Here is a 23,434-nt window from a genome sequence, read left to right as displayed (position 1 = left end):
GGTCGCATCCTCCGGCGCTGCCGGACTCCCGGTCAGCGGGAGAGACCTGCCGTACTCGGCAGGATTTCCCGTAGCTTCGCCGCCTGGCGGGACCCGGCACCCCGACGTCCACGCGTCCCGGGGCCCGCGGCGTGCCGGACGACGAAGGGAACGACACCATGACAACCCTGACCCTCCCCCGAGGCGCCGCCCTGATCTTCGGCGGCAGCGGCGGCCTGGGCCGCGGTGTGGCGGCCGCGTTCGCCCGGGCCGGCAGCTCGGTCGCCCTCTGCTATCACTCCCGGCGCGCGGCGGCCGAGGAGGCCGTGGCCGAACTGCGAGAACTGGGTGTGAAGGCCGGCGCGCACCAGGTGGACGCGCGCGACGAGACGGCGGTGCGCCGTGTCGTGGCCGAGGCGTGTGGGGAGCACGGCCGAGTGCACACCCTGGTCTGGGGCGCGGGTCCCGTCGTCGATCAGATCCCACTCGCGGACACGAGCCCTGAGCGCTACCGGCATTCCGTCGAAGTGGAAGCGCTCGGGATGTTCACGGCCGTGCACGCCCTGCTGCCGCACCTGCGTGAGCACGGCGGTTCCCTGGTGCACCTCGGCTCGGCCGGGGACTCGTGGTTCCCGGCCGACGACGGCCTCTCCGTGTTGCCGAAGGCCGCCAACGAGGCGCTGGTGCGCGGGATCGCGAAGGAGGAAGGCCGGCACGGGGTGCGCGCCAACTCGGTACTGGTCGGCGTGATCGACGCCGGCATGTTCCGGGACCTGAAGGAGCGGGGTGTGGTCGACGCCGAATGGGAGGCACGCGCGCGGGAGCTGGTGCCGATGCGCCGCTGGGGCAGCGCGGACGACATCGGCCACACCGCGGTCTTCCTCGCTTCCGAGCAGGCCGGGTACATCACCGGTCAGCAGATATCCGTGTCCGGTGGCTTCGGCGTCTAGGGCCGGCGGCATCCGGGGACGAGGGCGTCCAGGGGGGCGAAGGCCTCTGGGGGGCGGTGACCTCTGGGGGCGGTGACCTCTAGGGGGCGGTGGCCGAACCGTCGTACACGTTCTCCGGGGTGGCCACCGCCGTGATCGCGCGGGCGAGCAGGGTGGACGGCTCCTGGCCCTGGCTCGTGATGTCGGTGTTCATCATGATGACCAGGGTGGCCTTCTTCGAGGGCAGGTAGACCGTCACGGTCTCGTAGCCGGGGATGGAGCCGTTGTGCCCGATCCAGCCGTTCGTCTTGAGGATGCCGAGACCGTAGGTGGTGCCGGGGAAGCCCGTGGGCAGCGTCCTGAGCCTCTGCTTCTGCGTCTCGGGGCTGAGCAGTTGGCCGGTGGCGACGGACTTGGCCCAGTGCCTCAGGTCGTGCAGGTTCGAGATCATCGCCCCCGCCGCCCAGGCCCAGCTGGGGTTCCAGTCCGTCGCGTCCGCGACCTCGCCGCTCAGCGTCTGGTCCGTGTAACCGCGCGGGTGCGGCCGGGGGAACTCGACGCCCCGCGGGAACAGCGTGTGGCGCAGGTGCGCCGGGCGCAGGACGCGGTGGTGGACGAAGTCGGCGAGCGAGCGGCCGCTCACCTTCTCGATCACCAGGCCCAGCAGGACGAGGTTGGAGTTGGAGTACTGGAACCTCGCGCCCGGCGCGAAGGTGTTGCGGTGCTTGAAGCCGTACGCGAGCGACTGGCGCGGGGTAAAGGTGCGCTGCGGGTCGCTCAGCAGGTCGTGAACGAAGCCGGCGTCCTCGGTGTAGGGGAACAGACCGCTGCGCATCTCCGCGAGATGGCGCAGCGTGATGCGCCGGCCGTCGGGCACGCCCCTGACGTAGGTGGAGATCGGGTCGTCCAGCCGGACCCGGCCCTCGTCCACGAGTTCCAGCAGCGCGGTGACGGTGAACGTCTTCGTCTCGCTGCCGATCCGGACCAAGGAGTCGGCGGCCATCGGCTCGCCCGTCCTGGTGTCGGCGACGCCCATGGACCGGACGTAGCAGCCCTTGCCCGGCATCCACAGGCCGACGACGGCCCCGGGGATGTCCGCCTTTCTCCCGACGTCGTCCATCGCCGCGTCGAGGCGGGAGGTGAGCTTGTCCCCCAGACCGTGCGGGCATTCGCCCCGGCCGGGGTGGGCGGCGATCGGCCGCTCACCGGCCGCGGCGGTCGAGGCTGCCGCGGGCGCCCACAGGGACGCGACGAGCAGTGCTGCGCAGAGCGGGCGCAGGGCGGTGGGACGTCTCATGCGGGGGTGCCTCTTCCGGACGCGGGGCGGACGGCACGACATCACCACCTCGGCCCGCGACGCCGGCCCGGATGCCCCTCCCCGCGGCGAGGAGTCCACTCGTTCGGAGCCGCCTCACCCGGCACGGGGGCGACGGTGACGTCCACGAGGGCCGGAGGCAGATCCCTAGCCCAGGAAGCTCAACCGGACCTGGCGGTCGGGGTTGTCCTTGTTGGTATCGACCAGGCACACCGACTGCCACGTCCCGAGTTCCAGCCGGCCTCCGATCACCGGGAGCGTCGCGTGGGGCGGGACGAGGGCCGGGAGGACGTGGTCGCGGCCGTGGCCGGGGGTGCCGTGGCGGTGCTGCCAGCGGTTGTCGGCCGGGAGCAGGGTGTGCAGGGCGGCCAGGAGGTCGTCGTCGCTGCCGGCGCCGGTCTCGATCACGGCGATGCCCGCCGTGGCGTGCGGCACGAAGAGGTTGAGCAGGCCGTCGCGGCCGTCGGCGGCGACCCGGAGGAACGACTCGCAGTCGCGGGTGAGATCGACGACCCGTTCCGTGGATCCGGTGGTGACGTGCAGGACGTACGTCGTGAAGGCTTCGGGCATGGGGTCATTGTGGCCGATTCGGGGCGGCCGGGCGCGGTGGCGCGGCCACGGGGCGCTCACGGAGCGATCACGCGGGTCCACGGTCTGAGACACCGTTGACCGTCAGCCGACGAACTGGCTACGTTCTGCGGCATGTTGCGTTCAGCCCTTCTCACCACGCGCGGTCACATCGACCTGCTGCGGGTGGCTTCCGCCGCGTGTCGACGCGGCCGCTGACGCCTTTCTCGCTTCCCCGGCTCCCCTCGCGCTGATCTTCGCCCGACCCCCGTCCGCCTCTGCCGACCGCCTGCCGGTCGATCGGTCGGTCGGCCGGTCGGTCGGTCGGTCGGTCGGTCCTAGGGTCTTTCGCGCGGGTCCGGCTCGGGACCACTTCACCTTTGACCTGATCCGTCGTGGCCTCGCGGTGTCCGCCGGCGCGTCGTCGACGCGCGCGTTCGCCGCCCCGCCGTGACGCCCTTCCTCCCGCCATGGAGTGCCATGAGCATCAGCCATGCCCCACCCACGCCTGCCACGAGCGACATATCCGTCAAGTCGGATGCTACGGGTGTTCAGAATGCCGCCCCGGGCAGGCCCGGGCCCGAACTCGTGCCCCTCGTCGCCTCCTCCACCCGGCGCACCCGCGTGCCCCGGTGGCTGCGCCGCAGCTCGGGCCCGTTCCTCCTTCTCGCACTGTGGCAACTCCTCAGCGCCACTGGCGTGTTGACGCCGGAGGTACTGGCCTCGCCCGGGACCATCGCGCGGGTCGGAGGTGATCTGATCGCCGACGGTTCGCTTCCGAACGCCATGGGGGTGTCGCTCCAGCGCGTGGCGCTCGGGCTGCTCTTCGGGCTCGTCGTCGGCGTCGGACTGGCCCTGACGTCCGGCCTGTTCCGCGTCGGCGAGGATCTCGTCGACGCCAGCGTCCAGATGCTGCGGACGGTGCCGTTCGTCGGGCTGATCCCCCTCTTCATCATCTGGTTCGGGATCGGCGAGGCCCCGAAGGTCGCGATCATCACCCTCGGTGTCTCGTTCCCGCTGTACCTGAACGTGTACGCCGGCATCCGCGGCGTCGACGCCCAACTCATCGAGGCGGGCGAGTCGTTGGGGCTCAGCCGCTGGGGACTCGTACGGCATGTCGTGCTGCCGGGCGCGCTGCCCGGCGCCATGACGGGGCTGCGCTTCTCGCTCGGTGTCTCCTGGCTCGCGCTGGTCTTCGCGGAGCAGGTCAACGCGGACTCCGGCATCGGCTTCCTGATGGTGCAGGCGCGGGACTTCCTGCGCACCGACGTCATCGTCGTGTGCCTCGTCGTCTACGCGTTCCTCGGCCTGCTCGCCGACTTCGTCGTCCGTACCCTCGAAAGGCTGCTGCTGCAATGGCGACCGACGTTCACCGGCCGTTGACCGGATCCGAATCCGACCGTGCCGACTCCCCCGCCGTCGCGGTGCGGGTCGCGGGACTCACACGGTCCTTCGACGGGCGGGCGGTGATCGACGACCTGCGGCTCGACGTCCGGCCCGGCGAGTTCGTCGCCCTGCTGGGCCGCAGCGGCTGCGGCAAGTCGACGCTGCTGCGCATCCTCGCGGGGCTCGACCGGGACATCGAGGGCACGGTCCTCGTCCCGCGCCGCAAGGCCGTCGCGTTCCAGGCACCCCGGCTCATGCCGTGGAAACGGGTGTGGCGCAACGTGCTCCTCGGGCTGCCCGGCGCCCCTGAACGCTCCGACGCCGAACGGGCGTTGGAGGAGGTCGGGCTCGGGCACCGGGTCGACGCCTGGCCCAAGACACTGTCGGGCGGCGAGGCCCAGCGTGCCTCGCTGGCGCGTGCCCTGGTCCGCGAACCCGATCTGCTGCTGCTCGACGAACCGTTCGGCGCGCTCGACGCCCTGACCCGGATCAAGGCGCAGCGGCTGGTCGGTGAGCTGTGGCAGCGGCGGGGCTGCGCCGTCCTGCTCGTCACGCACGACGTGGAGGAGGCCGTGCTCCTCGCCGACCGCGTCCTCGTCATGGACGGCGGCGTCATCGCGCACGAGACCCAGGTCGATCTGGCGCGGCCGCGTGACGTCACGGATCCGCGCTTCGCCGAACTGCGCGGCGAACTGCTGCGCCGGCTCGGCGTCGACGACCACGACGCCCCCGTGCCCGCGGGCTCCGTCAGCGGCGGGGACCAGGCCTCCGCCGTCTGACGCGCCCGCCCCTCCCCCTCCCTATCACCCTCACCGTCACCGTCACCTCGAAACGGAATCCGTCATGAGACGCCCCCTGCTGCTCCCGGCCCTGCTCGCTCCCCTCGCGCTCGTCCTCTCCGCCTGCTCCGGCGCCTCGTCCGCCAGTACGTCGACCGTCGGCTCCGGCGGCGGCACGGACGGGAAGGGGGCTCTCACACTCAATGTCGGTGACCAGAAGGGGGGTTCGGAGGCCGTGCTGCGGGCCGCCGGTGAACTGGACGACCTGGACTACAAGATCCGCTGGTCCACGTTCACCTCGGGCCCACCCCTCCTGGAGGCCATGAACGCCAAGGCCGTCGACATCGGCGGCGTCGGCAACACCCCGCCGGTCTTCGCCGCCGGCGCCGGTTCGAAGATCAGGGTCGTGGCGGCCAGTCACGGCACCGCGTCCGGCGACACCGTGCTCGTACCGAACGACTCCGCGCTCAAGGACCCGGCCCAGCTCAAGGGCCGGTCCGTCGCCGTGGCGCAGGGCTCCTCGGCGCACTACAACCTGGTCGCGACCCTGCGCAAGGCAGGCCTCGACCTCAAGGACGTCAAGGTCAAGTACCTTCAGCCGGCCGACGCCCTGGCCGCGTTCACCGCCGGGAAGGTCGACGCGTGGGCGGTCTGGGACCCGTACACCTCGCAGGTGCTGCGGGCGAAGCAGGGGCGGGTGCTCAGCGACGGGAACGGGCTCTCCAACGGGCTCGGCTTCCAGGTCGCCTCCCCCTCCGCGCTGGCCGACAAGAAGAAAACAGGGGCGATCAAGGACTATCTCGACCGGCTGCGGCGGGCCCAGGAGTGGGTGTTCAAGCATCCGGAGGCGTGGGCGAAGGTGTGGGCAAAGGACACCGGGCTGCCGTACGAGGTGGCGCTCGACGCGGTGAAGCGGACGAACGGCACCCGGGTGACCGTCGCCGTCGACCAGGGCGCGGTCGACTCGGAGCAGAAGATCGCCGACACGTTCACGCAGCTGAAGCTCATCCCGCGCAAGGTCGACTTCGGCGATTTCGTCGACCGGCGCTTCAACGGCGACCTTCCGCCCTCCACCACCGCCCCGCGCACCTACGGCAAGGAGTCCTGAGCCATGACCGTTCATCTGCACTGGTTCCTGCCGACCGGCGGCGACGGCCGCAGTCTCGTGGACCGGCACGCCTTCAGCGGCGGGGCGCTGCCGCGCACTCCGGGCGGAGCGATCGCCGGGGTGCGCACGCCGGACCTCGGCTATCTGATCCAGATCGCCAAGGCGGCCGAGCATCTCGGTTTCGAGGCGGTGCTCACGCCGACCGGCACGTGGTGCGAGGACGCCTGGCTGACGACGGTCGCGCTCGCACAGCACACGCAGCGGCTGAAGTTCCTGGTGGCGTTCCGGCCCGGCGTGATCTCACCGACGCTCGCGGCACAGATGGCGTCGACGTACCAACGGCTCACACAGGGGCGTCTGTTGCTGAACGTCGTCACGGGCGGGGACTCGGCCGAGCAGCGCCGCTTCGGTGACCATCTCGACCACGACCGGCGCTACGCGCGCACCGACGAGTTCCTGTCGGTGGTGCGGGGTGTGTGGAGCGGGGAGCCCTTCGACTTCGCCGGGGAGCACTATCGGATCGACGGCGGGTTCACGGCTCTGCCGCCCGACCCGCTGCCGGAGATCTTCTTCGGGGGGTCGTCACCGGCGGCCGGGCCGGTGGCGGCGCGGCACACGGATGTCTATCTGACCTGGGGCGAGCCGCCGGAGCAGGTGAAGGAGAAGATCGACTGGATCCGCTCGCTGGCGGAGCGGGAGGGGCGGACGGTCCGGTTCGGGATCCGGCTGCACACGATCTCGCGGGACTCGGCGCGGGAGGCGTGGGCGAGCGCGGACCGGCTGCTGGACGATCTCGACGCGGACACCGTCGCCGCCGCGCAGGCCGCGCTCGGGCGCAGCGAGTCCGTCGGGCAGCAGCGGATGCTCGCCCTGCACGGCGGGCGGCGCGAGGGGCTGGAGATCGCGCCGAACCTGTGGGCGGGGGTGGGGCTGGTGCGTGGCGGCGCGGGGACCGCGCTGGTCGGCAGCCACGCGGAGGTCGCGGACCGGATCGAGGAGTACCACGCGCTCGGCGTCGAGCACTTCGTGCTGTCCGGGTATCCGCATCTGGAGGAGGCCTACTGGTTCGGCGAGGGAGTGATTCCGGAGCTGGCGGCGCGCGGGCTGACCGCGGGGGCGGACGCGGGTACGGGGGCTCGGGGCGCGGCTCCGCTCCTGGTCGCGCGCGGCCGCTGAGACGCCGGGAAGATCTCGTACTCCGATGGAGTTAGTAGAAACGTGAACGAAATCGGGGTACGAGAAGGCGCCGCGGCGACGGACCCGCGGCCGGTCGACGTGGTGGTCGTCGGCGCCGGCCAGGCCGGGCTGTCCGCCGCGCACCACCTGCGCCGGGTGGGCCTGGAACCGGAGCGGGACTTCCTCGTCCTGGACCACGCGCCGCGACCGGGCGGCGCGTGGCAGTTCCGCTGGCCCTCGCTCACGTACGGCAAGGTGCACGGGATGCACGCGCTGCCCGGCATGGAGCTGACCGGAGCCGATCCGGACCGGCCGTCGTCGGAGGTGATCGCCGCGTACTTCGACCGGTACGAGCAGGCCTTCGACCTGCGGGTGCGGCGCCCGGTCGACGTGCACCAGGTACGGGAGGGCGACGGCGGACGGCTGCTCGTCGAGACCTCCGCGGGTACGTGGTCGACGCGCGCGCTCATCAACGCCACGGGCACCTGGGACCGGCCGTTCTGGCCGCGCTACCCGGGCCAGGAGACCTTCCGCGGGCGCCAGTTGCACACCGCTCAGTACCCGGGGCCCGAGGAGTTCGCCGGACAGCGGGTCGTGGTGGTCGGGGGCGGCGCCTCGGGCACCCAGCACCTGATGGAGATCGCCCCGTACGCGGCGTCGACGACCTGGGTGACGCGCCGGCCGCCCGTCTACCGCGAGGGCCCCTTCGACGAGAACCGGGGCCGCGCGGCGGTGGCCCTGGTCGAGGAGCGCGTCCGCCAGGGGCTCGCCCCGCTGAGCGTGGTCTCCGTGACCGGGCTTCCGGTGAACGACGCGATCCGCGAGGCCCGCGCCGACGGCGTCCTGGACCGGCTGCCCATGTTCGACCGCATCACCGAGACCGGCGTGGCCTGGGACGACGGGCGCGAGATCGAGGCCGACGTCATCCTGTGGGCCACCGGGTTCCGGGCGGCCATCGACCATCTCGCGCCGCTGCGGCTGCGCGAACCGGGCGGCGGGATCCGCATGGAGGGCACCCGCGCGGCCCTCGACCCCCGGGTGCACCTGGTGGGGTACGGCCCGTCGGCCAGCACGATCGGCGCGAACCGCGCGGGGCGGGCCGCCGTGCGGGACATCCAGCGATTGCTGGCGAGGGATGCCGTGACGGTGGGCTGAGGGGCGGGGGCCTGCCGCGGGGCGCCACGGCGGTCGGCAAGGACGCGGGGCGCCGTGGCGGTCGGCAAGGACGCGGGGTCTCGTGGCGGTGGGCTGAGACATGCGGTGGCCGTAGCCGCCAGCTGAGGCGTGGGGCGGCCCGGACGGCCGCGGCGGCCGGGACAGCCTGGTCCCGGCCGGCCTGATCAGCCCTGCTGCTGGGGCTGCTGCGGCTGTTGGGACTGCTGGGGTTGCTGGGGCTGCGCCGACTGTTGCTGGGGCTGCTGCGATTGCTGCGGCTGCGGGGGCTGCGCCGACTGCTGCGGGGGCTGCTTCGGCTCCCCCTTCTGCGCTCCCGCCTGGTTCTTGTTGAACTCCGCGACGTTCTTCTGCTGCTCTTCGTAGTTCGCCGTGAAGCGCGTGTCGCCCGGCTTCACGGTGACGAAGTAGACCCAGTCACCCTGCGCCGGGTTCATCGCCGCCTTCATGGCCTGCTCCCCCGGGTTGCCGATCGGCGACGGCGGCAGGCCCGTGCGCGCGTACGTGTTGTACGGGCTGTCGGACTTCATGTCCTGCTCGCTGGTCTTCAGGGTGGAGCGGCCGAGCCCGTAGTTGAGGGTGGAGTCCATCTGCAGGGGCATGCCGCGGTCGAGCCGGTTGTAGATGACGCGGGCGACCTTCGCCATGTCCGCCGGGTTGTCCGCCTCGGCCTCGATGATGCTGGCGACGGTGATGGTCTGGTACAGGTTCATCGCGTTCGGGTCCGCGCCGGCGGTGGGCTGCTTCGCCTTGAACTTCTGGTTGGCCGTGTCGACCATGTACGCCAGCACGGACTGCGGTGTCGACTTGTCGTTGAGGGGATACGTCGCCGGGAAGAGGTAGCCCTCCGGGTTGCCCCGGGCGTCCCCCGGCAGCTTGAGGCCCGCCTGCGGCACGGCCTTCTTCGTCGTCCCGACCGGTACGCCGAGGGCCTTGTCCACAGCGTCGTAGATCTGCCCGGAACGCCAGCCCTCCGGAATCATCAGGGCCTCGGGCCGCCCCTGGTCGTCGCCGGACAGCGCCAGCGGCACCGCGACGGCGGTGGCCGCCACGACGGCCCCGGACGCCAGCAGCGCGATGCGGCCCCTGCGCGTGAGTCGGACGGTCCTCCGTCGCGGAATCTCGTTCAGCATGCCGGAACGGTAACCCGCAGATCGGGGCATTCCTGGCATATCTTCATGTCGGATGCCCGCAACGGCCCCGACTGGGTCAGCGCCGGGACACCCGCGCGTGTCCGCAGGCTCAGGCGACGGCGGCCTGCTCCTCGGGGACGGACTCCGTCGCCGTGTCGAGCTCCGCGTCCCGTCTCACCAGGGCCGCGTAGCGCCCGTCGCGCTCCAGGAGCTCTTCATGGGTACCGCGCTCCGCTATGCGCCCGGAGTCCAGGACCACGATCTGGTCGGCGCCCCGGACGGTGGACAGGCGGTGCGCGATGGTGAGCGTCGTGCGGTCGGCCGACAGGGCGTCGATCGCCTCCTGCACCGCGTGCTCGGTGCGGGTGTCGAGGGCGCTGGTCGCCTCGTCCAGGATGAGGACGGGCGGGTCGCGCAGGATGGTGCGGGCGATGGCCAGGCGCTGCTTCTCACCGCCGGAGAACCGGTGGCCGCGCTCGCCGACCACCGTGTCGTACCCGTCGGGCAGCGAGGCGATGTGGTCGTGGATCTGTGCGGCGCGGGCCGCGGCGTGCAGCTCCTCGTCGGTGGCGTCCGGCTTGGCGAAGCGCAGGTTCTCCGCGACCGAGGCGTGGAACAGGTAGGTCTCCTGGGAGACGACGCCGATCGCGCGGGCCAGCGTGTCGAAGTCGAGGTCGCGCACGTCGACCCCGTCGAGGGTGACCCGGCCGCCGGTGACGTCGTACAGGCGCGGCACCAGGTAGCTGAGGGTCGACTTCCCGGAGCCGGTGGGGCCCACGACGGCGAGGCTGCCGCCCGCGGGGACGGTGAGGTCGATGCCGTCGAGGATCGCTCCGTGCCGGTCGTCCTCGGTGTCGTAGCGGAACTCGACGTCCTCGAAGCGGACCTCGCCCTTGACGGTGTCGAGGTGGACCGCGTCCTCGCGCTCGGTGATGTCGACGGGCAGGTCGAGGTACTCGAAGATGCGCTGGAACAGGGCGAGCGAGGTCTGGATCTGCACGCCGGTCTGCAGCAGGCTCACGGTGGGCCGGAACAGGCCCTGCTGGAGCGAGACGAAGGCGACGAGCGTGCCGATGGAGACGCCCGGCCCGCCGAGCTGGAAGGCGATGCCCGCCGCCCAGTAGATGACCGCGGGCATGGCGGCCATGACGATGGTGATGACGGCCATGCGCCAGCGGCCGGCCATGCTGGAGCGGACCTCGAGGTCCACCAGGCGATCCGACTCGTCGGCGAAGGACGTGGTCAGCGAGTCGGCGCGGCCCATGGTGCGGCCGAGCAGGATGCCGCTGACAGAGAGCGACTCGGTGACGGTGGCGGCCATCTCGGCCATCTGCTTCTGGCGCTCGGTGGCGATCTTCTTGCGCTCGCGGCCGACACGGCGGCTGATCCACACGAAGACCGGCAGCAGGAGCAGGGAGACGACGGTGAGCCGCCAGTCGAGGGCGATCATGGCCACGACGGTGGCGATCACGCTCGTCAGGTTCGACACGAGGGACGTCGCGGTGGAGGTCACGGTCGCCTGCATGCCGCCGATGTCGTTGGCGATGCGGGACTGGACCTCGCCCGTGCGGGTCTTGGTGAAGAAGGCGAGCGACATGCTCTGCAGCCGCCCGTACACGGCGGTGCGCAGGTCGTGCATGACGCGCTGGCCGACCGTCGTGGAGATGAGGGTCTGGAGGACGCCGAAGACGCTGGTGACGACGGCACTGGCGATCATGCCGAGGGCGAGCAGGCTGAGCAGCCCGGTGCGGCCCTGCGGGATGGCGACGTCGAGGATCTCCTTGAGCAGGAAGGGGGTGGCGACCGTGACCAGGGACGCGGCGCCGACCAGCAGTCCGACGACGGCCAGCCGGCCTCGGTAGGGACGGAAGAGGGACAGGATGCGGCGGATCTGGCGCGGGCGGCCCGATGTCTTCGCATCGGGGGGCGGCGTCCAGTCGATGTCGTCGCGACGCATGGGCCTCCTAGGGAGAGAGGTGTCCGAGCCTTCGGACCCGGACCTCGAGGAGCATAGCTCATTGTTACCTATACTCACAATGCACGAGGTCCTGATAATGTTCCCCGCATGAGCACCCCGGACGCCGACGGCTTCCTCGCCGAGCAGCTGCTGCGCCTGAGCCGTCGCCTGCACCGCATACAGAAGCGCCAGCTGGAGCCGGTAGGGATCACCCCCGCGCAGTCCCGGCTGCTGCGCACATTGGTGCATTACGAGGCCCCGCCCCGGATGGCCGATCTGGCCGAGCGCCTCGAAGTGGTCCCGCGCGCGGTGACCAGCACCGTGGACGGGCTGGAGGCCGGCGGCCTGGTGCGCCGCGTCCCCGACCCCACCAACCGCCGGGTCATCCGGATCGAGCTCACCGAGCAGGGCCGGGCCGCCCTGCGGGACCTGCGCAGCGCGCGCCGCGCGGCGGCAGAGGAGATCCTGGCCCCACTGGACGCGGAGCAGCGCGCCCAGCTGACGACGTTGCTGAACGCACTGTTCGAGAGCCCGCGCGAGCGGGACTGCTGAGGACCGGGCCGGCCGCGCGGCGGCCCGCCCCCGACCGCCGACCTGGGAGAGGCCATGCCGCTGCTGGAGCCGAAGCCGGAAGCCCTGCGTCCACGCTCCCGCGCGTCGGGCCCCGCGCCCGACCGGGTGCCGGACCGGCGGGCGGGCGGCACCCCGGAGCCGCTGCGTTCGGAGCTGACCCGGCTGCTCGGCGCCGACAAGGTCCTCACCAAGGTCTCCGACCTCGTGCGCTACGCATCGGACGCGAGCCCGTACCGCTTCGTGCCGCAGGTCGTGGTGGTCGCCGAGGACATCGACGACGTGTCGGCGGTCCTCTCGTACGCGCACGGCAAGGGCCGCGAGGTGGTCTTCCGCGCGGCGGGCACGTCGCTGAACGGGCAGGCGCAGGGCGAGGACATCCTCGTCGACGTCCGGAAATTCTGGTCGGGCGTCCAGGTGCTCGGCGACGGCTCGCGGGCCCGGATCGGCCCGGGCACGACGGTCGTACGGGCCAACGCCGCGCTGGCCCGGCACGGCCGGGTGCTCGGCCCCGACCCCGCCAGCGCGATCGCCTGCACGATCGGCGGCGTGGTGGCGAACAACGCGTCGGGCATGACAGCAGGCACGACGCGGAACTCGTACCGGACGCTCGCCTCCCTCACCTTCGTACTGCCGACGGGCACGGTCGTGGACACGGCCGACCCGGCGGCCGACGAGGAACTCGCGCACGCCGAGCCCGCCCTGTGCGAGGGCCTGCTGGCGATCAAGCGGGAGATCGAGGAGGACGCCGAGCTCACCCGCAGGATCCGCGCCAAGTACGAGATCAAGAACACGAACGGGTACCGGCTCGACGCGTTCCTGGACGGGTCGACGCCCGTCGAGATCCTACGCGGCCTGATGGTGGGCTCCGAGGGCACGTTCGGGTTCATCTCCGAAGTCGTCTTCGACACGCTGCCGTTGGACCGCCGGGTGTCGACCGCCCTGCTGTTCTTCCCCTCCCTGCCCGCCGCCGCGGCGGCCGTGCCGGTCTTCAACGAGGCGGGCGCCCTGGCCGTGGAGCTGATGGACGGGAACACGCTGCGGGCGTCGGTCAGCGTGCAGGGCGTCCCGCAGGACTGGGCGCGGCTGCCGAAGGACACGACGGCGCTCCTGGTGGAGTTCCGCGCGCCGGACGAGGCCGGGCAGGCCGCGTACGAGGAGGCGGCGGCGCGGGCGCTGGAGGGGCTCGACCTGGTGGCGCCGGTCGAGTCGGTGACGAACACGTTCACGCGCGACCCGAAGACGATCGCCGGGTACTGGAAGGCCCGTAAGGCGTTCGTGACGGCCGTCGGCGGTTCGCGTCCCTCGGGCACGACGCTGATCACCGAGGACTTCGCGGTGCCGCCGGCCCGGCTCGCCGAGGCCTGCGAGGCGCTGCTCGGCCTCCAGACGCGGCACGGGTTCGACGCCGCCGTCGCCGGTCACGCCGCGCACGGCAATCTGCACTTCCTGCTGGCGTTCGACGCGGGCAAGCCGGCCGACGTCGCGCGCTACGCGGCGTTCATGGACGACTTCTGCCGGCTGACGGTCGAGCGGTTCGACGGCTCGCTCAAGGCGGAGCACGCGACGGGACGGAACATCGCGCCGTTCCTGGAGCTCGAATGGGGGCCCAGGGCCACCGAGTTGATGTGGCGCACCAAGCAGGTCATCGACCCGGACGGGGTCCTCGCCCCGCGCATCGTGCTCGACCGCGACCCCGAGGCGCATCTGCGCGGCCTGAAGACGATCCCGAAGGTCGAGCCGATCGCGGATCCTTGCATCGAGTGCGGCTTCTGCGAGCCGACGTGCCCGAGCGAGGACCTGACCACGACACCCCGTCAGCGGATCGTGCTGCGCCGCGAGATGATGCGCCAGCCCGCCGGTTCCCCCGTCGAGGACGCGCTGATCGACGCGTACGGCTACGACGCGGTCGACACCTGTGCCGGTGACTCCACATGCAAGCTGGCGTGTCCGGTCGGCATCGACACGGGCGCCTTCATGAAGGAGTTCCGGCACGCGCGGCACTCGCCGCGCGAGGAGCGGGTCGCCGCGCTGGCCGCGAAGAACTTCAAGGCGGTGGAGGCCTCCGCGCGGCTCGCCGTGGCCGCGGCGGACAAGATCGGCGACCGGCTCGGCGACCGGCTGCTGACCTCCGTGACCACGGCCGCGCGCAAGGCGGTCCGCCCCGACCTGGTGCCGGAGTGGCTGCCGGAGATCCCGGCCGCCGCCGCGCGCGCCCTGCCGCGCACCGCGCGCGTGGGCGCGTCGGCCGTCTACTACCCGGCGTGTGTGAACCGGATCTTCGGTTCGCCCGGCGACGTCTCGCTCCCCCAGGCCGTCGTCGCCGTGTCCGCGCGCGCGGGCCGCCCGGTGTGGATCCCGGACGACGTGGCGGGCACCTGCTGCGCCACGATCTGGCACTCGAAGGGCTACGACGAGGGCAACGCGCTGATGGCGAACCGGATCGTGGACGCGGCCTGGGGCTGGACCGCGGGCGGCCGTCTGCCGCTGGTCGTGGACGCGTCGTCCTGCACGCTCGGCATCGCGCACGAGGTCGTGCCGTATCTCACCGACGACAACAGGGAGTTGCACGCGGAGCTGACCATCGTGGACTCGCTCGTGTGGGCGGCCGACGAACTGCTGCCGCGGCTGACGGTCGAGCGGACGGTGGGCTCGGCGGTGCTCCATCCGACCTGCTCGATGGAGCACCTCGGTGACGTCGGCAGTCTGCGGGCGCTGGCCGAGGCCTGCGCGGACGAGGTGGTGGTCCCGGACGACGCGGGGTGCTGCGCGTTCGCGGGCGACCGGGGCATGCTGCACCGGGAGCTGACCGAGTCCGCGACCGCGAAGGAGGCCGCGGAGGTCCTCTCCCGCCCCTACGACGCGCACCTCTCGGCGAACCGGATGTGTGAGGTCGGCATGGACCACGCGACGGGCCGCTCCTACTACTCGGTCCTCATCGAGCTGGAGCGGGCGACGCGCCCCGGCGCGGCCGGCCGGTGACCCGGGCATCCTCCCGCCGGGGTCACACGAGTCCAAAGGCTCGGTAAAGGAAGTCCAACTCCTCGTCCAATTCCCCCTCTTGCGCCCCTGCTCTCACCCCCAGCAGGGTGGCTTGCGTTTGCCCCGGCACCGCACCCACCCCTGTTGGAGGTCCGATGCACGACAACGAGAGCACCCCCCTGGACGCCCCCGAGCCCGACGGCCGGTCCCGCCGCGAGGTGCTGCGCACCGCGGGTGTCGCCGGCGCCGGGCTCGGCCTCTTCGCCCTGGGCTCGGGCGGCACAGCGCAGGCCGCGGAGTCCGCGGGGACCGAGGAGGCGGCCGCCGCGAGCACCGCCGCGGCCCCCGCGCGGCAGGGCGAGACGATGATCGGGGTGCCGTTCGAGCGGCGCAGCACGGTCCGGGTCGGCATCATCGGCCTCGGCAACCGCGGCGGCAGCATGATCGACCTGTTCCTCGCGATACCGGGCGTCCAGGTCGTCGCCCTGTGCGACCCGGTCAAGGAGAAGACGGAGAAGGCCGCCGCGAAGGTCACGGCGGCGGGTCAGCCCGCGCCCGCGACGTACACCAAGGGCGATCACGACTTCGAGAACCTGTGCAAGCGCGGGGACGTCGACTTCGTGTACGCGGCGACGCCGTGGGACTGGCACTTCGAGATGGCGAAGACGGCGATGCTGAACGGCAAGCACGTCGGCGTCGAGTGTCCGATCGCCCTCCAGCTCGACCAGTTGTGGGAACTGGTCGACCTCTCGGAGCGCACGCGCAGACACTGCATGCAGCTGGAGAACTGCTGCTACGGGCGCAACGAGATGCGAGTGCTGCGGATGGCGCACGCGGGCAAGTTCGGCCGGCTCCTGCACGGCGCGGGCGCGTACAACCACGACCTGCGCGGCCTCATGTTCGACCCGGACTACTACGAGGGCCCGTGGCGCCGGCTGTGGCACACTCGGCTGCGCGGCGATCTGTACCCGAACCACGGCTTCGGGCCGGTCGCGAACTACATGGACATCAACCGCGGTGACCGCGTCACCCACATCTCCAGCTTCGGCACCCCGGCGCTCGGCCTCGCCGAGTACCGCGAGGCGCACATGCCGAAGAGCGATCCGAGCTGGAAGGAGACGTACATCGAGTCGGACCGCACGATCAGCCTGGTCCAGACGGCGAAGGGCCGCGTGATCCGCCTCGAGCACGACGTGAGCACCCCGCACCCCTACTCGCGCATCAATCAACTCGGCGGCACCAAGGGTGTGTTCGAGGACTACCCGGCCCGGATCTACCTCGAGCCGGACCAGTCCAACGACGCCTGGGGCGACTTCGGGCAGTACGCCGACTGGGACCACTGGCTGTGGAAGGAGCACGCCAACCCGCCGGGCGGGCACGGCGGCATGGACTACATCATGGTGTTCCGCCTGATGCAGACGATGCGCCTGGGACTCGTACCCGACTTCGACGTGTACGACGCCGCGACGTGGACCTCGCCGGTTCCGCTGAGCCATCTGTCGATCAAGGCGAAGGGCGCGCCGCAGGCGATCCCCGACTTCACGCGCGGCGGCTGGCGCGAGGAGCGGGGCGGCGTGGACTCGGAGAAGCCGGGCGAGGCCTGAGAGCCCTGAGGGTGTGGAGGTGGGGGGGCGCGGGGGGGGGCGCCGCGCGCGCCCGGCGGGGGGGCCGGGCGCGCGCGCGCGGGGGGGGGGGGCGGGGGGGGGGGGGGGGTGCCCCCGGCGGCGGGCGCCGGGCCCGATCCGCGCGGGGGGGGGGGGGGGGGGGGGGGGGGGGGCCCCCCCCCCTCGGATCGGTTCAGCAGCGGTGCCGGTCGACCGTCAGTGTCCCCTGCTCGGTGCGCAGTTCACGGTCGTAGCAGTCGCTTCCGGGTCCGCTGACGCGGTAGCGCTCGCCGGTGACGCCGACCGCGTGCCGCTCCTCGCGCGGCGCGTTCGCGGCGTACGAGGCGTCGCCGGTGTACGTGTCGTCGGAGACGACCCACCCGGCGCCGGTGTTCGTGCGGCTCCGGTCCCCCAGGGTGATGACGGTGCGCAGCCGCTCGTCGGCGCCCAGGGTCGTGGTGCCGTCCATGGTGTACGTGCGATGGGCGCGGGCGGTGCGGTCGCCGGTGCGCACGGTCTCGCGGTCGGTCCAGGTCGCGGTGAGCGCGTCGGTGTTCTCGCCGTCGGTCCAGCGGTGGGCGGAGGTCGCGGCGAGGGTGCGGCTGACGGTGGTGGTGACGCGTCCGTGCGAGGTGTTCAGGTAGCCGCTGACGGTGAGGGCGTGGCCGCCCTGCATGTCGAGGCGGTACTCGGAGTCGGGCGAACCGGGCGTGTAGACCGGCGAGTTGGTGAGCGCGCCCGCCTTGTGCTCGGTGAGGGCGCCGGTGACGTGGTCACGGCCGGCGTCCTGCCAGACGAGCACGTTGACCGGGGTGCTCCAGCCGGTCTGGCCCTTCGGGACGCCGACGACGGACACCTCCACCTGGTGCGGGCGGCCGTCGTTGAGCAGCCCGGCGAAGGGGGTGAGGTCGTACTCGATCGGCTTGATGTCGAAGGCGCGCGGGCCCGGGATCACGTACCAGAGGAACGGGTTGGACCAGCCGCCGGTCCACACGGTCGGGAACGGGGCGGCGATCCCCGCGAGCTGTCCGTCGACGCTGATCTGCACCTCGCGGTAGGGCCCTTCGGCGGCCTTGCAGGAGTACGGGGCGCTGTCGGGCACGGTCATGTACCAGTACTCCTCGCAGCCACCGCCGGAGCCGGTCGCGTACACCTCGGCGACGAGACGCTCGCTGTTGCGGGGCGTGGTGAGGGTTCCGTCGGCGGCGAGGGGAAGGACGCGGTCGGGCGTGCGGGCGGGGTCGGTGGCCGCGCGCGCCCGGGGCTTCGTGTCCTCGGGGTAGAAGGTCAGGGTCGCCTTGACGTCGATGACGCCCGTGTAGGTGTCGTTCACGACGTTGCCGATGAGCATCTCGACGTCGCCGCTGTCGCGCAGGGTGTCGCTGTAGCGGGTGACGTCCTTCTCGACGTTCCACGCGATGCCGTCGGGCGAGGGCTCCGGTGTCGAGGTCCGCAGCACCTCGACACCGCCGATGTGCAGATAACCCAGCCGGTCGAACTGGCGGCCCTTGACCTTGCCCTCGAGCCGCAGCACCACCTTGCTCCAGCGGTCGCCACAGTCATCGGGCGGCGTGTACGTGCCCCGGTACGGGGTGAAGTCGCGGAACTGGGCCTCGGCGACGGTGACTTCGCAGGACCGGGTGTGCGGGCGCTCGACGGGCGGCGCCGCGGTGACGGGGTCGTGCCAGTCGGTGCCGAACTCCGTGGGCGGGGTCGGAGCGGCGGGCTGGGCGGCTCCGGCCTGGGCCGGTGCCCCGGCCACGAGTGCGCCCGCGCCGAGGATCACTCCGGCGAGCATGGACATGACGCGTCTTCTCATGGCCGGAGTTCTACGGGGCGCCGCTGCCCCGCGCAATGGGGTGTCGCGCGCGGAATCGGAGCGGCGGGCACACTCCTGCCCGGATCAGCCCTTCAGTTCCGCCTTGTCCCCCATGACGACCACCGGGTGCCGGTCCGGATCGAGCGTCCTGAGCAGGTACTCCATGTCGGACTTGGACTGGCTCACGCAGGCCGAGGTGCCGCTGCCGTGGTCCATGTGCAGCCAGATGCTGCCGCCCTTGGTCTGTCCCTCGGGCCGGGTCGGGTCGCTCGGCGAGGTGCCCTTCACCCGGTTGTAGTCGATCGCGACCACGTAGTCGAAGTCGTGCCAGTGCGACTTCGCCCAGTAGTGCGGGGCCTGGAAGGCGCCGGACTGCGTGTACGGGAGCTTCGCGCCCGGGTCGGAGAGCACGCCACCGGCGTCGCTGAGCGTGAACACCCCGACGGGGCTGCGCTTGTCGCCCTCGTGGTGGTCGGTCGTCCAGCCCTTCTTGCCGTTGTGCCCCGACCAGCTGCGCTCCTTCTTCCAGGTGTCGCCGGTCTTGGTGAACAGCGCGATCGTGGAGTCCGCCGAGTCCTTGCCCGCGCCGTAGACGGCGACGACCTGCTCCGCGTTCGCCGGAATCCGCTTCTGGTAGCGGTCGCCCACGTCGGGGATGCGCTTGAGGTCGGTCGTCCGGGCCGCGTCACCGCGCGAGGAGTCGGCCGCGCCGTCCGCCGCCGTGCCGGAACGTCCGCCGCCGTCCTGGTCTCCGGCACCGCACGCCGCCAGCGTGGTCGCCAGGAGGCCGCACGCCGCAGCCACGACGCCCGCTCGCATCGCCTTCTTCGCACCCGCACCCGCACTTCGCATGCGGTCCATGGTCTCACCACACGTCAGATGCGTCCGGGCCGGGCCCGACGCGCACCGTGGATCCCGGCCGAATCTTTGCCCGCGACCGTAAAACCGTTTGCCTCCGGTCGGTCCGGGACGCGAACCTTTCACGGTTTGTTCCGCCGAATCCCGTTCTCTCTTTCTCCCCCTCCCCTCCCTCCACCCCACCCACCCCACCCGCCCCTACCCGCCCCTACCCGCCTCCCGATTTTTCGGTGCCCGACCTCGAGCCCTGGGACATCATGCAGATCTCCGACCTTCCGTATCCCGATCCGGGCGTACCGGACGCCCGGTCAGGCCCCCGGTTCCTGCTCTGGCTCGGCCGGAACCAGCTGGGCGGCCAGCTCAAGTCCCTCGCCTGGGGCATGCTCCACTTCACCTCCGTCGCCGGGCTCCCGTTCGGCGTCGGGCTGGCCGTCCAGGCCGTCGTGGACGGCTCCGGCGCCCGGCTCGCCTCCGCCGCGGGTCTGATCGCCGTGCTCGGCGTCGCCATCGCGGTCGGCGACACCATGCTCCACCGGACGGCCGTGACGAACTGGATCACCGCCGCCGCCCGCGTCCAGCAGCTGCTCGCCCGCCGCACCGCCGCGCTCGGCGCCGCCCTCACCCGGCGGGTCGCCGCGGGCGAGGTCGTCGCGGTGTCCACGGGCGACGTCGAGAAGATCGGCTGGTTCGTCGAGGCGCTGTCCCGCTTCGCGGCCGCCGCCCTCACCGTCGTCCTGGTCTGCGTCGGCCTCGCCGTGTACCAACCCGCGCTCGGCGGTGTCGTCGCGATCGGCATGCCGGTCCTCGCGCTCGCCGTCCTGCCGCTGCTGCCCCGCGCCACCCGGCGCGCGGACCACCAGCGGGAACAGGCGGGCAAGGCCACCGAACTCGCCTCGGACACCGTCGCCGGCCTGCGCGTCCTGCGCGGCATCGGCGGCGAGGAGCTCTTCCTCGACCGCTACCGCCGTGCCTCCCAGGAGGTCCGCAGGGCCGCCGTGCGCAGCGCGCGCATGTGGTCGCTGATCTCCGCGATCCAGGTCCTCCTTCCGGGTCTGCTGCTCATCGTGGTCGTCTGGTACGGCGTCCATCTGGCCCGCGAGGGCCGGATCACCGTCGGGGAACTGGTGACCGTGTACAGCGCGGTGATGATCCTGAACTACCCGCTGCGGCACTTCGAGGAGATCGCCATGGCGTACTCCTTCTCCCGGCCGTCGGCCCAGCGGGCGGCGAAGGTCCTGGCCCTGCGCCGGGTGACCGAGCCCGAGGGCGGGCCGCGCGAGCGGTCCGTGTCCGGGGACGGTCCGGCCGCCGGCCGCGACGCCACCGGAACCGGCCTGGCCGGCCGCCACCTGTCCGGGGCCGACCTCTCCGGGGGCGACCTCTCCGGGGGCGATCTGTACGACCCCGTGACCGGTCTGCTCGCCCCTGCCGGGCTGCTCACCGCCGTGGTGTGCGGCGACCCCGACCTGGCGGGCCGGCTGGCCGACCGGCTCGGCGGCCACCCGCCGGACGCCGTCGACGAGGCGGACACACCTGCCGGGACCGACGCGGACGGCCAGCACGGTGAGGGCGGCAAGCACAGGGAGAGCGGCAAGCACGGTGAGGCCCGTGAAGCCGGGACCAAGGCCTCCGCGCCGCCGTCCGTGCTGCTGGGCGGCGTGCCGCTCGACGAGTTGTCCCTGGACGCGGCGCGCACCGCGGTCCTGGTCCAGGACAAGGACCCGGTGCTGCTGTCCGGCACGCTCGCGGAACTGCTCGACGTGCCGTCGTCCGGCGCAGTCACCCCCGAGGCGGCGCTGGCCGCAGCGCAGTGCGGCGACGTCCTGGACGCCCTCGCGCAGGCCTCGCTGGACGACGACCCCATGAACGCCCGGATCACGGAACGGGGCCGCTCCCTGTCCGGCGGCCAGCGGCAGCGCCTCGCACTGGCGCGCTCGCTCGTCGCCGACCCGGAGGCGCTGGTCCTCGACGAGCCGACGTCCGCCGTCGACTCGCACACCGAGGCCCGTGTCGCCGAGAGCCTGCGCGCGGTGCGCGGCGGCCGGACGACGGTCGTCCTGACCTCGTCGCCGCTGCTCCTGGACCGCGCCGACCGCGTGGCGTTCGTCCACGAGGGCGAGGTCGTGGCCGTGGGCGAACACCGCGAACTGGTCCGCACCGAGCCCCGGTACCGCGCGGTCGTCACCCGGGAGACCGACGAGGAAGCGGCCGCCGCCGGGATCGGGTCCGCGACCGGCTCCGGGCCGGGGCGTGAACCCCGGTCGGGCATCGAGATCGACATCGAGGAGACGGCATGATCGGCGTAGCCCGCCCGGCCTACGACCCGGCGGCCCCCACCACGGCGACCACCCTGCCGATCGGCGCCCCGTCGACGGTGCGCGCCTACGTGGTCGAGCTGTACCGCCGCCACCGGCGCGCGTTCCTGCTCCTGATCGGGGTGAACGCGGTCGCGGTCGTCGCGTCCATGGTCGGCCCCTATCTGCTGGGCGGCGTGATCCAGGACGTCTCCGACGGCTCGGGCGCCGCGCTGCGCGAGCTGCACCTGGAGCGGACCGTCGGCCTGTTCGTGATCGCCCTGGTGATCCAGGCGGTGTTCGTCCGGCAGGTGCGGCTGCGCGGGGCGATGCTCGGCGAGCGGATGCTGGCCGACCTGCGCGAGGACTTCCTCGTGCGGTCGGTCGGACTGCCGCCGGGGGTCCTGGAGCGGGCCGGCACGGGTGACCTGCTGTCCCGGATCACGACGGACATCGACCGGCTGGCGAACGCGATGCGGGAGGCCGTGCCGCAGCTGTCGATCGGTGTCGTGTGGGTGGTGCTGCTGATCGGCGGTCTCACCGTGACCGCGCCTCCGCTGGCGCCCGCGATCCTGGTCGCGGTGCCGCTCCTGGTGATCGGCTGCCGCTGGTACTTCAAGCGGGCGCCGTCGGCGTACCGCTCGGAGGCCGCCGGGTACGCGGCGGTCGCCGCCGCCCTCGCGGAGACCGTGGACGCGGGCCGCACCGTCGAGGCGCACCGCCTGGGCGCGCGCCGTGTCGAGCAGTCCGATCTGCGGATCCGGCAGTGGACGGCGTGGGAGCGCTACACGCTGTACCTGCGCTCGGTGCTCTTCCCCGTGATCAACACCGTGCACACGCTCGTGCTGCTGTCCGTCCTGCTGATCGGCGGTGTCTTCGTCCTCCAGGGCTGGATCGACGTGGGCCAGCTGACCACGGGCGCGCTGATCGCCCAGATGCTCGTGGAACCGCTGGGCCTGATCCTGCGCTGGTACGACGAGCTGCAGGTCGCCCAGGTCTCGCTGGCGCGGCTGGTCGGGGTGCGGGACATCGAGCCGGACGCGGGCGATCCCGGGGTGCGGCCGGACGGCCGGCACGTGCGGGCGGACGAGGTGCACTTCGGGTACCGCGAGGGCATCGACGTGCTGCGCCGGGTCTCGCTGGAGGTCGAACCGGGCACGCGGCTGGCCCTGGTCGGTCCGTCCGGTGCGGGCAAGTCGACGCTCGGCCGGCTGCTGGCGGGCATCTACGCCCCGCGCACGGGCCGGATCACGCTGGGCGGCGCCGAACTGTCCCGGATGGAGGCCGAGCGAGTCCGCTCGCACGTGGCGCTCGTCAATCAGGAGCACCACGTCTTCGTGGGGTCCCTGCGCGACAACCTCCGCCTGGCCCGTACGGGCGCCGAGGACGCCGAGCTGTGGGCGGCGCTCGGCGCGGTCGACGCGGACGGCTGGGCCCGCGGCCTGGCCGGCGGTCTCGACACAGAGGTCGGCTCGGGCGGCACGGCGCTCACTCCGGCGCAGGCCCAGCAGATCGCGCTGGCACGCCTGGTGCTCGCCGATCCGCACACGCTGGTCCTGGACGAGGCGACCTCGCTCCTGGACCCGCGGGCGGCCCGCGATCTGGAGCGCTCGCTGGGCCGCGTCCTGGACGGGCGCACGGTCGTGGCGATCGCCCACCGGCTGCACACCGCGCACGACGCGGACGTGATCGCCGTGGTCGAGGAGGGCCGTATCCGGGAGCTCGGCAGCCACGACGAGCTGGTCGCGGCCGACGGGGCGTACGCGGCGCTGTGGCGGTCCTGGCACGGGTGAGCGTGCCGGAGG

At 72.5% G+C, this 23,434-nt stretch carries 18 protein-coding genes; 12 read left to right on the top strand and 6 right to left on the bottom strand.

The window, feature by feature from the left end:
- Positions 1–158: 158 nt before the first annotated feature.
- Positions 159–929, top strand: coding sequence for an SDR family NAD(P)-dependent oxidoreductase (locus tag ACFW9D_RS22465; protein WP_384624160.1), 771 nt, complete (start codon positions 159–161; stop codon positions 927–929).
- A gap of 79 nt (positions 930–1,008) precedes the next feature.
- Here the strand turns inward: ACFW9D_RS22465 and ACFW9D_RS22460 are convergent, their stop codons facing one another.
- Complete coding sequence (locus ACFW9D_RS22460; protein ID WP_384624158.1) at positions 1,009–2,205, bottom strand: serine hydrolase domain-containing protein; 1,197 nt, start codon at positions 2,203–2,205, stop codon at positions 1,009–1,011.
- A 165-nt stretch (positions 2,206–2,370) separates the two neighbouring features.
- The gene (locus ACFW9D_RS22455; RefSeq protein ID WP_188340276.1) at positions 2,371–2,793 is read right to left on the bottom strand and encodes a YjbQ family protein; all 423 of its coding nucleotides are present in this window, start codon (positions 2,791–2,793) and stop codon (positions 2,371–2,373) included.
- A 132-nt stretch (positions 2,794–2,925) separates the two neighbouring features.
- Here ACFW9D_RS22455 and ACFW9D_RS22450 point away from each other — a divergent pair, with 132 nt between their 5' ends.
- The 6 genes from ACFW9D_RS22450 to ACFW9D_RS22425 all read left to right on the top strand — a co-directional run bounded on the left by ACFW9D_RS22450 (position 2,926) and on the right by ACFW9D_RS22425 (position 8,394).
- On the top strand, positions 2,926–3,009 hold the full coding sequence (locus ACFW9D_RS22450) for a putative leader peptide (protein ID WP_313884353.1): 84 nt from the start codon (positions 2,926–2,928) through the stop codon (positions 3,007–3,009).
- A gap of 261 nt (positions 3,010–3,270) precedes the next feature.
- On the top strand, positions 3,271–4,173 hold the full coding sequence (locus ACFW9D_RS22445; protein WP_384624157.1) for an ABC transporter permease: 903 nt from the start codon (positions 3,271–3,273) through the stop codon (positions 4,171–4,173).
- Entirely contained in the window at positions 4,146–4,955 is an 810-nt protein-coding gene (locus ACFW9D_RS22440; RefSeq protein WP_384624155.1) for an ABC transporter ATP-binding protein, read from the top strand. Before ACFW9D_RS22445 ends, ACFW9D_RS22440 begins: the two co-directional genes overlap by 28 nt.
- Before the next feature lie 64 nt (positions 4,956–5,019).
- Positions 5,020–6,063, top strand: a complete 1,044-nt coding sequence (locus ACFW9D_RS22435; protein WP_384624153.1) for an ABC transporter substrate-binding protein — start codon at positions 5,020–5,022, stop codon at positions 6,061–6,063.
- Positions 6,064–6,066: 3 nt separating this feature from the next.
- A complete protein-coding gene (locus ACFW9D_RS22430; RefSeq protein ID WP_384624151.1) occupies positions 6,067–7,239 on the top strand; it encodes an LLM class flavin-dependent oxidoreductase in 1,173 nt (390 codons plus the stop codon).
- 42 nt (positions 7,240–7,281) lie between these two features.
- Positions 7,282–8,394 carry an NAD(P)-binding domain-containing protein gene (locus tag ACFW9D_RS22425; protein WP_384624149.1) on the top strand — a complete coding sequence of 371 codons (1,113 nt, stop codon included), beginning with the start codon at positions 7,282–7,284 and terminating at the stop codon, positions 8,392–8,394.
- A 185-nt stretch (positions 8,395–8,579) separates the two neighbouring features.
- Here ACFW9D_RS22425 and mltG read toward each other — a convergent pair whose 3' ends face one another.
- Together mltG and ACFW9D_RS22415 are read right to left on the bottom strand one after the other, a co-directional pair.
- Positions 8,580–9,545 carry an endolytic transglycosylase MltG gene (gene mltG, locus ACFW9D_RS22420; RefSeq protein WP_384624147.1) on the bottom strand — a complete coding sequence of 322 codons (966 nt, stop codon included), beginning with the start codon at positions 9,543–9,545 and terminating at the stop codon, positions 8,580–8,582.
- Between the two features lie 109 nt (positions 9,546–9,654).
- Positions 9,655–11,502, bottom strand: a complete 1,848-nt coding sequence (locus ACFW9D_RS22415) for an ABC transporter ATP-binding protein (RefSeq protein ID WP_384624145.1) — start codon at positions 11,500–11,502, stop codon at positions 9,655–9,657.
- A 108-nt stretch (positions 11,503–11,610) separates the two neighbouring features.
- On the opposite strand from ACFW9D_RS22415, the gene ACFW9D_RS22410 reads away from it, so the two are divergent.
- The 3 genes from ACFW9D_RS22410 to ACFW9D_RS22400 all read left to right on the top strand — a co-directional run bounded on the left by ACFW9D_RS22410 (position 11,611) and on the right by ACFW9D_RS22400 (position 16,658).
- On the top strand, positions 11,611–12,054 hold the full coding sequence (locus tag ACFW9D_RS22410) for a MarR family winged helix-turn-helix transcriptional regulator (protein ID WP_188340269.1): 444 nt from the start codon (positions 11,611–11,613) through the stop codon (positions 12,052–12,054).
- Between the two features lie 54 nt (positions 12,055–12,108).
- Positions 12,109–15,054 (top strand): FAD-binding and (Fe-S)-binding domain-containing protein, encoded by a 2,946-nt coding sequence (locus ACFW9D_RS22405; protein ID WP_384624143.1) that lies wholly within the window; start codon positions 12,109–12,111, stop codon positions 15,052–15,054.
- Positions 15,055–15,209: 155 nt separating this feature from the next.
- The gene (locus tag ACFW9D_RS22400) at positions 15,210–16,658 is read left to right on the top strand and encodes a Gfo/Idh/MocA family protein (protein WP_384624141.1); all 1,449 of its coding nucleotides are present in this window, start codon (positions 15,210–15,212) and stop codon (positions 16,656–16,658) included.
- A gap of 193 nt (positions 16,659–16,851) precedes the next feature.
- Here the strand turns inward: ACFW9D_RS22400 and ACFW9D_RS22395 are convergent, their stop codons facing one another.
- Positions 16,852–18,477 carry a peptide-N4-asparagine amidase gene (locus ACFW9D_RS22395; RefSeq protein WP_384624139.1) on the bottom strand — a complete coding sequence of 542 codons (1,626 nt, stop codon included), beginning with the start codon at positions 18,475–18,477 and terminating at the stop codon, positions 16,852–16,854.
- 84 nt (positions 18,478–18,561) lie between these two features.
- Complete coding sequence (locus ACFW9D_RS22390; RefSeq protein ID WP_188340266.1) at positions 18,562–19,329, bottom strand: L,D-transpeptidase family protein; 768 nt, start codon at positions 19,327–19,329, stop codon at positions 18,562–18,564.
- Positions 19,330–19,592: 263 nt separating this feature from the next.
- Between ACFW9D_RS22390 and ACFW9D_RS22385 the strand changes: the two genes are divergently transcribed.
- The gene (locus ACFW9D_RS22385; protein WP_384624162.1) at positions 19,593–21,632 is read left to right on the top strand and encodes an ABC transporter transmembrane domain-containing protein; all 2,040 of its coding nucleotides are present in this window, start codon (positions 19,593–19,595) and stop codon (positions 21,630–21,632) included.
- Positions 21,629–23,422, top strand: a complete 1,794-nt coding sequence (locus ACFW9D_RS22380; protein ID WP_384624137.1) for an ABC transporter ATP-binding protein — start codon at positions 21,629–21,631, stop codon at positions 23,420–23,422. The genes ACFW9D_RS22385 and ACFW9D_RS22380 overlap by 4 nt, the downstream gene beginning before the upstream one ends.
- Positions 23,423–23,434 lie beyond the last annotated feature (12 nt).

Origin of the sequence: Streptomyces sp. NPDC059524 (assembly GCF_042749255.1) — a bacterium.
In the GTDB taxonomy this organism is placed as follows: Bacteria; Actinomycetota; Actinomycetes; order Streptomycetales; family Streptomycetaceae; genus Streptomyces; species Streptomyces xanthii.
The sequence above is the reverse complement of the archived record's forward strand: the minus strand, read 5'-3'. Positions and strand labels throughout refer to the sequence as shown.